Origin of the sequence: Vibrio sp. ER1A, from assembly GCF_000733315.1 — a bacterium.
Lineage (GTDB): Bacteria > Pseudomonadota > Gammaproteobacteria > Enterobacterales > Vibrionaceae > Vibrio > Vibrio mediterranei.
In genome coordinates this window covers 1-11,296 of the sequence record NZ_JPJA01000050.1, presented here as the reverse complement: position 1 = coordinate 11,296, position 11,296 = coordinate 1, and the positions used below count along the sequence as shown (strand labels likewise).

12 protein-coding genes and 1 pseudogene are annotated in these 11,296 nt (G+C 41.5%); 11 read left to right on the top strand and 2 right to left on the bottom strand.

The annotated features are described in order from the left end of the window. The 4 genes from HW45_RS04345 to HW45_RS04330 form a co-directional block, all read left to right on the top strand. The coding region (locus HW45_RS04345; protein WP_038225137.1) for a NupC/NupG family nucleoside CNT transporter at window positions 1-939 on the top strand (939 nt) is incomplete at its 5' end. Window positions 940-960: 21 nt separating this feature from the next. Beyond that, window positions 961-2,127 carry an adenosine deaminase gene (gene add / locus HW45_RS04340; RefSeq protein ID WP_038225131.1) on the top strand — a complete coding sequence of 389 codons (1,167 nt, stop codon included), beginning with the start codon at window positions 961-963 and terminating at the stop codon, window positions 2,125-2,127. After that, window positions 2,120-2,299: a XapX domain-containing protein gene (locus HW45_RS04335; protein WP_038225129.1), complete on the top strand. Its 180-nt coding sequence runs from the start codon at window positions 2,120-2,122 to the stop codon at window positions 2,297-2,299. Before add ends, HW45_RS04335 begins: the two co-directional genes overlap by 8 nt. Before the next feature lie 74 nt (window positions 2,300-2,373). After that, window positions 2,374-3,843 carry a hypothetical protein gene (locus HW45_RS04330; RefSeq protein WP_038225125.1) on the top strand — a complete coding sequence of 490 codons (1,470 nt, stop codon included), beginning with the start codon at window positions 2,374-2,376 and terminating at the stop codon, window positions 3,841-3,843. 15 nt (window positions 3,844-3,858) lie between these two features. Here the strand turns inward: HW45_RS04330 and HW45_RS04325 are convergent, their stop codons facing one another. After that, entirely contained in the window at window positions 3,859-4,863 is a 1,005-nt protein-coding gene (locus tag HW45_RS04325; protein WP_038225122.1) for a hypothetical protein, read from the bottom strand. Window positions 4,864-5,105: 242 nt separating this feature from the next. Then, window positions 5,106-5,372 (bottom strand): annotated as a pseudogene (locus HW45_RS30235) (transposase); the annotation flags it as partial. A gap of 191 nt (window positions 5,373-5,563) precedes the next feature. Here HW45_RS30235 and HW45_RS28720 point away from each other — a divergent pair. The 7 genes from HW45_RS28720 to HW45_RS04295 form a co-directional block, all read left to right on the top strand. After that, window positions 5,564-5,947: a tyrosine-type recombinase/integrase gene (locus HW45_RS28720; protein ID WP_200874564.1), complete on the top strand. Its 384-nt coding sequence runs from the start codon at window positions 5,564-5,566 to the stop codon at window positions 5,945-5,947. After that, window positions 5,944-6,279, top strand: coding sequence for a hypothetical protein (locus HW45_RS28255; protein ID WP_051867769.1), 336 nt, complete (start codon window positions 5,944-5,946; stop codon window positions 6,277-6,279). The genes HW45_RS28720 and HW45_RS28255 overlap by 4 nt, the downstream gene beginning before the upstream one ends. Window positions 6,280-6,525: 246 nt before the next feature. Next, window positions 6,526-6,819, top strand: a complete 294-nt coding sequence (locus tag HW45_RS28250; RefSeq protein WP_051867767.1) for a hypothetical protein — start codon at window positions 6,526-6,528, stop codon at window positions 6,817-6,819. Further along, window positions 6,804-7,007 (top strand): tyrosine-type recombinase/integrase, encoded by a 204-nt coding sequence (locus tag HW45_RS30300; RefSeq protein WP_081875761.1) that lies wholly within the window; start codon window positions 6,804-6,806, stop codon window positions 7,005-7,007. The genes HW45_RS28250 and HW45_RS30300 overlap by 16 nt, the downstream gene beginning before the upstream one ends. A gap of 544 nt (window positions 7,008-7,551) precedes the next feature. After that, window positions 7,552-8,670 carry an SAVED domain-containing protein gene (locus HW45_RS04305; protein ID WP_029863985.1) on the top strand — a complete coding sequence of 373 codons (1,119 nt, stop codon included), beginning with the start codon at window positions 7,552-7,554 and terminating at the stop codon, window positions 8,668-8,670. Between the two features lie 163 nt (window positions 8,671-8,833). Continuing rightward, entirely contained in the window at window positions 8,834-10,198 is a 1,365-nt protein-coding gene (locus HW45_RS04300; protein WP_029863984.1) for an SMODS domain-containing nucleotidyltransferase, read from the top strand. Between the two features lie 316 nt (window positions 10,199-10,514). Next, the coding region (locus tag HW45_RS04295; RefSeq protein ID WP_160171194.1) for an HNH endonuclease at window positions 10,515-11,296 on the top strand (782 nt) is incomplete at its 3' end.

Genomic DNA, 11,296 nt, shown 5'->3' with positions numbered 1-11,296 from the left:
CGATTTCGGCAACAAAGCCACCTTGGTATCATGCAACTCATCGTGAGAATTGTTGGTGGCGCACTTCAAAAACTTCTCGGAACAAGTAAAGCAGAATCAATGTCCGCTGCCGCAAACGTCTTTCTAGGCGTTACTGAGGCTCCACTACTTATTAAACCATACATGCCGAACATGACTCGCTCAGAGCTGTTTGCTGTCATGTGTGGAGGGCTGGCTTCGATCGCTGGTACCATGCTGGTCAGCTACGCACAGCTAGGTGTGAAGATGGAGTACCTTCTAGCGGCATCCTTCATGGCTGCACCTGGTGGATTGCTATTCGCAAAGATCATGATTCCAGAAACAGACCAAGTCAAAGAAATCGACTTTAGTGAAGATACAAGCAGAGAGGAAGCAAACGTCATTGATGCTGCAGCATCCGGTGCTTCTAACGGTTTAATGCTTGCACTTAACATTGGCGCCATGCTTCTCGCCTTTGTGGGGTTAGTTGCTATGTTGAACGGCCTTCTTGGCGGGGTTGGTGGATGGTTTGGAATCGAATCCTTAAGCCTACAAATGATTTTGGGGTACGTGTTCTCTCCGATAGCATGGCTAATGGGGGTTCCGTGGAGCGAAGCAACACTTGCTGGCTCCTTCATAGGTCAGAAAATCGTTATCAACGAGTTCTTTGCTTATATCAATCTAGCTCCGTATCTAAGTGGCGACACTATTGTAGCGGCAACAGGAATGCCAATGTCTGAAAAAACACAGATCATTGTTTCATTTGCGCTATGTGGATTCGCTAATTTCGGTACCGTTGCTATCGCTATTGGTGGTATTGGTGGAATGGTTGAAAAAAGACGTTCAGAAGTGGCCAGTATGGGAATAAAAGCACTTATTGCTGGGATCTTATCGAATCTGATGGGAGCTACCTTAGCTGGTATCTTCATCATGTTCGCGTAATTATTAATTTGGAGAAAGCGAATGACTTCCAAACAACTACCAAAAGCAATTCTTCATGAGCATATTGAAGGCTCTGTTACTCCTAGAGTTGCAAAAACCCTAGCCGATATACACGGGATAAATCTGCCTGAGGATTTTTTCTATAAGCTAGGGGAGTATGATGAAAAAGACTTCCCTAATGGTCGATATAAGTATGATGAGAGTGATTTCAATGCTTTCATCAATACCTATGATCAGGTAGCTAGCCTAGTGAAAGAACCTGAGGACTATTACCTCGTTGTTAAAGACTTCCTGACTCGTAACGCCGAACAAGGAATGATTTATTGCGAAATCATCACATCAGCGTTTCACCTTTGCTTTGATAGCGAATCGGGAAAACTTGACGCTGAACGATACAGAGCAATTATGGAAAAAATTGAGCAGGCAATAGACGAAGTACAGCGTCAATACGGTAGCATAACTAGACTTCATGCATGTGGTGTTCGCCATCTTGGAGAGAAAGAGCTCAATATGAGCCTAGATTTCATGAAAGAGCATCCAAGAGCAATGCTCACTGGTATGAATATCGCAGGTAATGAGATGGCAGGGACCTTCTCTAGCCTCGCAAAAGTTCATGAAACAGCCGAAGCTTTGGGACTGCGTAAGTCTTACCACGCAGGTGAGATATGCGGTGTTGAAAGCATTAAAAACGCTTTAAAGCACGGCGCTGTGCGCATCGGTCATGGTATTAGAGCTATCGATGATGAATGCACAATCGACTCCCTAATTCGTGACAGGATTACGTTGGAGATTTCACCCACCAGCAATCGAATATTAGTTCCTGAAATGAAACAATCTCTAGATGAGCACCCATTGAGAAAACTCTATGACAAAGGCGTCCGCTTATCCATCAACACTGATGATGCGGGGTTATTCGGTACTGACATAGAGAAAGAGTATCAAATCGCATCAGAGCAATTTGGATTCTCTCGAGTTGAGTTATTTGATGTGACGATATGTGCTATCGAGGCTGCATTTGTTGATGATGAAACAAAACAAAACCTACTAGAAGTAGTCTACAACATGTTTACTTACCAGGATTTAGAAGAGCTAGAAAAACTGTGTGATTCCCTAGCAGTCGGGCCTCTACAAAGCCGATTATTAGGTCGTCTCCGTGTTCTTAACAATACGGGTTCGAAAAATGAATGAGGTTTTACTCGCCTTGGTCTCGGGCTTAATCGTAGGGATTATTTTTACTGCTATTAAACTTCCGATCCCCGCTCCTCCAGTGTTATCAGGCATCTTGGGTATCGTCGGTGTCTATTTAGGCTCACTTATCTACAACAATGTGATAAGTCACGTCATTGAAAAGATATTTTGAGTTTGATTTGATCTAAAATAAAGGCCTGCAACATACCATTGCGGGTCTTTTATTGCCCCAAACACGAGAGTTACATGCAAACAGTAAATCAGATATTTCATAAGTCTTATAAAGGTATCCAGGTTAACTATTGTGTCTCAGCAGAATGTGAGAATTTTGGCAACAGCGATCCTTCTCTGTATGAATCAGTAGAGAACAATCGAAACCTGAATATCTATTTTTGTCCAAAGTGTGGCTCTTACCCCCAAATCATAAATAACAAGGCAGTTTATCAAGCGGTCGAATACCAGAAAAAATACCATGAAACGACTCTTATATCTTGTCCAAATGAGGGATGTACATCTCATGAACTAGCGGTACACGCGTATCCTGATAGATATCGGGCTTTTGGCAAAACTAAGACTCTCAAACAGCGTTTTCAATGCCGTGAATGCTCGAAAGTGTTTACAGATAGATTCTCGGGAACAAACCCAAATCTCGAACTGCAGCACGCTATTTTCTATGGCATGAAGTACGGGCAGGGGGTCCGAAACTTATGTTCTATAGAAGGAATAACGCCAAAGACCTTCTACAGCCTTCAAAGGGAAATGGTCGACCGGCTAAAGTACTTGGCACATGTCAAAGAAACTAAGTTTTACAACCAACCAGGAGATTGCTTGCTTTCAAGTAGCTATCGATTCGTCAAAGAAGCAACAGGGGTGATGTTAGTTGCTTCCGTACATAATCCTAGCGGCTATGTTTTAGGGTTCGATACAAACTTATCCAAAAATATTGATAAAAGCTGCCTTTTACCTTTGCGAAAGAAGAGTAAAAAGCGAGCGGCGCTCAATGAAAACAAACAAGATCTGATGCTAGATATCTTGTCCGGATACGACAGAATAATGTCGAGAACAAATTACTTAGATCCGATGAGTAATGGTGAGAATTTATCTCGATCACGGTTGCACGAACTGACTCAACCTTATCTCTCTAGCTTTGCTCATGCTTTAGTGATGCATAACAATCTTAAGGGTAAATCACGACGATACTATTTTGTCGAACAAGACACCATGTTGAGAAATGCGTTTATTAATGCTTCGCTGGAACATCTATTAAAAGAAAATGATCAGCTTTTTTACTACAAAGAAAGTTCACAAAAAATAGATTGGTTTGACAACAGTAAGCTCCACATTCGAAGGGTAGGCTGGTGGAAAGATAAGTGGGGGTTTGTAACCGATTCCGACAAGACCCGAGCTGCTTGTCACATTAAAGGAAACAACCTTTCAAACGAGCTTTGGAGTAAGTTAATTCTAGAAGCTGACTTACATGGTGTGGAGCAGTATCTACGTAAAGCATCCAAATATGTAGGAAGTCTTATTCATACGGTGAACCATCAATCGATCAATGACTGGCTTCATGTCTTTACAGCTTACTATAATTACTCTCTGCCAAACAAAAATGGTAAGACGCCGGCACAGCTAATGGGATTCTTTGATAGACCTGTTGGGTTAGGGGAGTTATTGAGCGGTCAGTTCAACTATTGCGCCCCGCGTAAGGCGCAATAATGCAGCGAGATACTGTTACTTAAACTCGCCGTTCATGTAACGATAGAAGGAAGGGTTCACCCATACTTTTGTTGGTACCACATCATAAGATTTAGCAGCAGCCTTAACCTGCTTCTCTTGTTTTTCCGCTTTTTCTGGTAATGAGAGTAGATCCGCTTGATAGTCACCGATCATGACTCGATTCTCAGCAAGAACTTTATAGCCTGGCATCTCGGTATATGAACGATAGAATGGTTGCCACCAGGACTCGATTAGCAGCCCTTTCTCATCTGCAGCATCTTTCTTCGCATACTGAGTAATTAAGTCCATGAAGCGCTGTTTGTTTTCAGGTGTTTGGAATTCAAAGTCCAAGTTGTATTCCTTAACAACTGCAATCATCTTACCGCTATCCATAGTCATCACAGGATAGCTAGACTCTCCCCATTCAGGAAGATAAAGAAACGCTGATGACTTTGGTATAAACTGGACTTTAGGGTCAAACCCCTTACTTTTCATCAGATATATGAGTTGATTAGCGTGATTGATATCGTTATGACCATATCGGATCATTAGCTCATCATCAAAGTTGGATTGTTTGGTGACATCTACGACATTGTATCCAGTCGTGTAACCTTTATCGATGAACGAGTTAAGCAAAGACAAAGTTTCTTCGTCATCAATGACCTTTGAGTCAGCCCACTCCTTGTTGATACGCTCGACGATGTTTTTGTCTGACACATTGCCAACGTAGTTCTCAGACAAGTCGAGCTGGTCTTTGACGAAAGTAGATAGTTTAGAAGAAACGAGTTCTCTATTTCTCAGGTCTTTGACAGAGAGAACACCCATATCAACAAACAGAGCATCACTCTTAGTCGCTTCGTTAGAGCCTGTGACAGTCAATACCTGCTTCGTCGTATAAGTTTGGGCCAGTTCGGTGAGCTTCAAATCTTTTGCTGCCTGCTCAGCGGTAATAGCTGAAGCACTGGATGCGATTGGGAATAGGGCTAATGCGACAATTGAGCTTAGAAATTTTCTTTTCATGTAGGGACCATAACGTTAGTGATAAAAGTGATAACATAGTGGTCTGTAAACGTTATATAAAATGTGATGTATGACGGAAAATACAGACTAAACAATTGTTCAAATCGTTACGTTACCCAAGCACCAAGAGGATAAAGGTTTTTGGGAATAACTGGTAAGAAGATCAACTTATAAGGATAACTTAATCTTATACATTAACTCTCTTTGCCGCGTGGTATCAAAATTTCTCTTCTCAAGTAGCTATTGATTTCAACCATGAAAACTTTGCCACCAAAGTTATGCTGCTTAGGTGTGAGACCAACAGGTGTTGAGGCTTGTCTTTCATTCAGGAATTGTTTGCCATTACTAAGAGTGGTGTAAAGCATTGCAGCAGTAGTTTCACTAATGTACTCTATTTCCATTCATTACTGACATGGTTCTACCTGACGGGTTAAGACGCTCTTTCCTTTCTTGAATGCGATGGTTTTTGTTTTAAGCTGTTTGTATTGTTCCCAAAGCATTGATAGTACTTCTCGGTATTCACGGAGTTATCTTCTGCTTTGATGTTGGAATTAACTTCATTAACTACCTCAACCAATAAACCTTGATCTCTAGAAGGTGTTACTTCATTGCTTTTACAGGTATTTCGATGGGGTTGTTGCAACTAATCAAAGAATACAGAACGGTTCCTCAATAAGCTTAGCGATTATTGGTAGGGCACTTGCACCTTTCTGATAGTAAGACAGGGGCTAAAACCGTCTATTTATGCCAACAGGTGCGCGACTACCTTGATCGCTGGTCGTCAGATAGTGAGTACGTATTCCTTGCCTCGGATCGTAGTAAGCCCTTAGTGAAATCGCGATTGACGTTATTTTGGGGTAGGGTAAGGCAATTGGCTAAGCTCGATGGTGTGCGTTTGCACGATCTGCGTCATACTTATGCCAGTATTGTGATCCAATCTAAGATCAGATCATCGGTGGTTGGTCGTTTACTCGGACATGCCGACCCTGAAACCACATTAAAGTACGCCCACCTTGGCTGTGATGATATTTCAAAAGCCGCTTCTAGTGTTTCTGGTGTGTTATTGAGGGGGATGCAGGCATGAAGTCTCAGCCTCTCACCGTTCAATTCATTAAAGCCCTGCCCTTAAAAACGCGAAGCTATAAGATATGGGACAATAAACTCCCAGTGTTAGGCGTGCAGATCTTCCCAGATGGTCGCGGTTATTACATCACCTCGTTATCTGTTGAAAATAAAAAGATCGCGGTCGTTGGGGAGTTATCCTTCACGAAAGAGCGCCAACATGTGCAAGCTTTGCAAGTGTTGTTTCTTGAGCAGGAAAACCAGAAGAAACCGATCCAAATGATCCGGTTTGATGACTTTGTGAATAATGAATGGTTGCCTTATGTTTGTGAGCGTTGGAAGTCTGCACCTTAAGATAAGGCGCACATAGCGCTTAGACACTCGCTATTTGCCAAGTTTGGGTGCTACCCAATCAATCGTATTACTTCGGCTCAGGTCTTGCGGTGGTTTGATGCACGAAGTGAGCACTATGCAGGTGGGGTAAACCGAAACCTTGATGTGTTGCGTTCCATTTTCAAGTATGCCGTTAAGGTAGGGTATTGCGTAGCAGATCCGTGTGAGGGAGTAAAGTGAAACCCAGAGCGGAAACAGAATCGTTTTTTGAGTCTCGAAGAGCTTGCTAGGTTAGAGACGGTCTTAAATGAGGTCAGTCAGCGTAGCCAATTTGAGGCAGGGTGCAGTGATATTCTGCGGTTGATATTGCTGACAGGTTGTCGTATTTCGGAGGTGATCGGACTCAAATGGTCATACGTTAAAGGGGTGGAATGGCAATTACCAGACAGCAAGACAGGGGCAAAGGTGGTTCATGTTGGTAAATCCGCTCAGCGCTTACTAAAGGCGCATAAGAGAAGCGCTACGGGGAAGAGTCGAGCGATGATGTGCTTCCTTTCCTAGGAGCTTTTGGAATCCCAGAGGGTGGAGTATCAAGACTGTGGCTAGAGGTACGCAAGATAGCGAATATTGAAGATGTACGCATTTATGATTTGCGTCATACGTTTGCTATTTGCGGGGTGATGGAGGGCTATCCTATTGCGATGGTGGCTAAGTTGCTTGGTCATAAGCGTATTTCCTCTACATTGTGATATACGAATGTTGGGGATGGTCACATTGAGGAAGAAGCCCAGAAGATCGGTGACGTACTCCAAAAAATCACCACGGAACAAGCACCTAAACCGAAGAAGCGTGGACGCACGAAGAAAGTTGATATTGGGGGAGATTCAGTAATGATAGATGCCAAGCCCAAGAAAAGAGCAAAACCGAGGGAACGAATTCATTAACTCAAGAGGAAATACGCCAGATTCGATATGAACTCGATTTCTTGTCGTGGTAGGAAAAGTAGAGTGCCCCCTATTGACTCCTTGGGCGTGATTAGCGTTGTTGTTGAGCTACTATTGTAGCTAGCTCGTTTTTGCCCCATTCCGTGCCACACCTACTTAGTCTCTCAGGGCTCTGTAACGTGGGTTGCATTACTTTTTCTCATTCCTTAAAAATGTCTGTAGACTTGGAAGGTCACCACGATTTTGCACATCTCTAGTAGGCGCAGCATTAGTTACTCCGAGAGTTGAAATAGATTCCACTAATCCCCATATGTAACTTATTGTACACAATATTAGTAAGGATATAATTGTGCAGTTCGTAAATGTGGTATTGGATTTTGTCTACGTAATTTGTCAAAAAAGACTATCTTCAGCAAGGCTTTTGATTAAAACAGGCGCGGGGATTCTTGCTGCCACCATAGGCATAGGATCAATAGTGGCAGCTCTTTCATATAACGGAATATCACTTTCTACTAATAGCAACGAACCCGTTGTATCGCCCTTACTTATTAACTTCGCAGCAGCAATTGGTCTGTTGAGTTTAGTTATGGGGATCTGTCTCGAAATTTATGAGCGTATATGGGGAGAAGCAGCCAAAAATAATCGCTCCAAAAGCATTGATTTACGATCACTAAACAATAGCCATGCTCCAAAACTGTGTGATCAATTTGAAACTACTATTGACCAAGCGGGTTTGCATGACGACCTTTATCTTGATCAAAACTTAAATGAGCCTATCAAAGATTGGTTATCTCGAACTTGTGCACAGTTTGATGACTTTAGCTCTGTCAAGCTTGCAAAAATGAATAGGCATGAGCCTATGAAGCCCCTAGCAATGGGTGCGTTAGCCCATGTTCCTCAGAGTTTTGTTTTAGGCTTTCTTGTCGGGAATCGCAGACTTGTAAATTATTACTGCTGGAACAGAGATAACGAACGCCCTCAGAAAAATAAATGGGTAGATACGCGAGATGCTAGAGATCGTGGCACGCGTATCACACAAGATATAGGCCTATTTTTCAAGCAAGGTATAGAAGCCAATAACGTAACTAAATGGGGCCTATCTATAGAGGTTTCATTTAATAACGATCATGACCATTTCATGAAAGACCTCAACTTAGATGCAGTATCTAAACTTGAAGTTAAACAAAAAGACATTGGGAATTTATTTTCCGAAGTAGCTCAAGTCGCAATTGTAACTCGAGTTCGTAGCTATATAAACGAAACAATGAAAATGTTCCCGCAGCTCAAAGAAATCCACATAACAATAACTGGTCAAGCTTCTTTCGTAATGAGACTTGGGGCTGACTTTAATCAAAACCATTTGCCAACAATCAAAATTCACCATTTTGACAGAAATAGCAATAACTACCCTTGGTGCTTAGTTTTAAATCCAAGTACGCCATCGTCAGTCACATTCAAAGAGCAATAATAATGAAACATATTAAGGCATTTGGTCATTTATGAATGACGTAGTCAACCTAAACCAAGCATGACTTGCTAGGTTGTGGAGACTACAGTACCTACAGTCACCAATGTCATTACATATAAATAAAGACCTAGAAATTGGTTACTTAATCAAGTAAGGAAACTACGTGAAACATCAAAAAATATTTACTGAATTCCTAACAAACGTTGTCAACCTCAATCAGGCTCGCATCAATAAGATGAAAACGAGTTCGAATTCTGTTGAGACGTACATAAAAGGTCATGATGATTTCAAAGATCTCTTTAAGAATGCATCTCCACAGGGTTCATATGGACATAGAACTATCATCAAGCCTCTCAAAAACAAGGAGTTTGACGCTGATATAGTCTTCTTCATGGATGAAAATGACAACTGGGAACCTAAAGACTACATCACTAAGCTTCATCAAGCTTTTAAGAGCTCACCTACCTATAAAAATATGATCCATTACAACACGCGTTGCGTCTATCTTGACTATGCGGGTGATTTTCATATTGATGTAGTCCCTTGCATTGTAAGAACAACGAAAACAATTTTGGGTGACCATACAGAATATTTTATTGCGAATAGACACACTAACGAATTCGAGCAGACCGACCCTGAGGCCTACAAACAATGGGTTGCCGACAAGAACTCTATAGTAGGAAACAACAATCTCATTAAGTGTATTCGCCTCACAAAGTACCTTCGTGACATAAAAACAACGTTCTCATGTAAATCAATACTTTTAACCACTTTGATGTGCAATATGATTCATGATTATGAATCTAATAGCGATGATTTTAAGGATATAGCTACCACGCTGAAGACGATCTTTGTACGGTTAGATAATTATTTAAGTCACCACGAAACAATGCCTGAAATTGTAAACCCTGTTCAAACAGAAGAAACCTTTACTCGTCACTGGACTGAAGATAAATACACAAATTTCAAAGCAAAAATTGGTGATTATAGAACTTGGATTGAAGATGCATTTGGTGAAGCAGATCGAGCTGAGTCTATCAAAAAGTGGCGAAAAGTCTTTGGCGATAATTTTCATTCTGTTGTCAAGAAATCTGCTACAGCTGCAAACTATAATGAAATATTGAACGAAGCGAGCCAACAGCACTACCCCATTCCTCCACACTGTGCTCCTCACAAATGGAGTGAAGATGGCATAGTTAGTAGTATCAACTTAGATGTTGAGTACCGTAACAAAAACAGCATCAATCAGTTTGCTAGAGCTGTCCAACAATTTGTTTTTGGTAAAAATTATTCACTCAAGTTTACAATTACAGATGATATCCCTACTGGTTCGGACATATATTGGCAAATAACTAACACTGGAGAAGAAGCGTCTAGATTAGGTCAGCTACGTGGCGGATTTGAAATTGGTGGAAAAACTAAAGAAGAAACGACGTCCTATAAAGGAAACCACTTCGTCGAAGCATTTATTGTTAAAAACGATGTATTGTTAGCACGAAGTGGTAAGCTCGTTGTCCCTATCAATTGATAGATATGAGGCTCGCATTAGCGAGCCTTTTCCTTCTTGAACTTGACCAATTCACCGCCAGCCACCCTGGTTGACTCCATTTCTTTTCTCTTAAAAGTGGACATTTCTATCGGGGATTGACAGTACGAAAGCGTTTTAACTGGAACTATTTGTTGCTTTTAGTATTCCTCGTTACCTCTGTTTGACTAAATCTAAATAAATACCACATTATGAGCTTGGTTGATTATTGTTCTTACTTGTCTGCAACCGAAAGGAAGAAATTGGGTCAGAGTCAGTTAATAATGAGTAGTGGTTAAATGATGGAAAAGGATTACAAGTGCAAAACGAACTGAAGGTACTTAAAGGTCATCCGTCAGGTTTATCTGACGCAGAATTGGCAGAATGGCTTTCTTTATGCCTCTCAAATGGAAAACTAATAGTTTATGCTTATGCTAAACATATCTTCAAGGTCTATGAACAGGGTGAACCATCGCAGTTAATAGTAGGCGATTTAGGTACGGAAGCTGTTTCCGTTCTAAAGGCGCTTTCTAAGAAGAACATGCTTAAACGTATAGAGCTTCCTTATGACGTATTAGTAGAAAGTAAGACCTCACAATCTGACTGGACGTTGCTAGAAGCAAAAGTCAAAGATATTACTGCCCTAAAGAAAGCAAGGGATAAACTCTTTGGCCAAGGTCGAGGCAAAGCAATATCATCCCTTACAGCTTCTAAGGTATGGCATGATGCTGGAGGAAGGTGTATGTACCGAGGGTGTGGCCAAGATCTTGGCTCTACTCCTTTAACAACAAAAAATGCAAGGATTGCATATTTGGCTCACATTGTAGCTTCCGATCCAGATGGACCTAGAGGGAATGAGAGCTCTCATGCACTACCAGACTCTCCGGAAAACATCATGCTTATGTGTGACGGTCACCATAGACTTATAGATAGGATAGATGTCGCTGGACATTCAGCATCCGATTTACAACATATGCGCGATGAACATACTGCCCGAGTTAATTTGTTATTGGGTAGTTTGCAGTATCCCACCGTTCAACTAATAACTCTACTCGCTGACTTAGCTCAAGTACCAACAGATGTGGCTTTGTTGCCGAAATC

Coding starts and splice junctions, on each gene's coding strand:
- add (WP_038225131.1), top strand. CDS start 961: ATGACTTCCAAACAACTACCAAAAGCAATTCTTCATGAGCATATTGAA.
- HW45_RS04335 (WP_038225129.1), top strand. CDS start 2,120: ATGAATGAGGTTTTACTCGCCTTGGTCTCGGGCTTAATCGTAGGGATT.
- HW45_RS04330 (WP_038225125.1), top strand. CDS start 2,374: ATGCAAACAGTAAATCAGATATTTCATAAGTCTTATAAAGGTATCCAG.
- HW45_RS04325 (WP_038225122.1), bottom strand. CDS start 4,863: ATGAAAAGAAAATTTCTAAGCTCAATTGTCGCATTAGCCCTATTCCCA.
- HW45_RS28255 (WP_051867769.1), top strand. CDS start 5,944: ATGAAGTCTCAGCCTCTCACCGTTCAATTCATTAAAGCCCTGCCCTTA.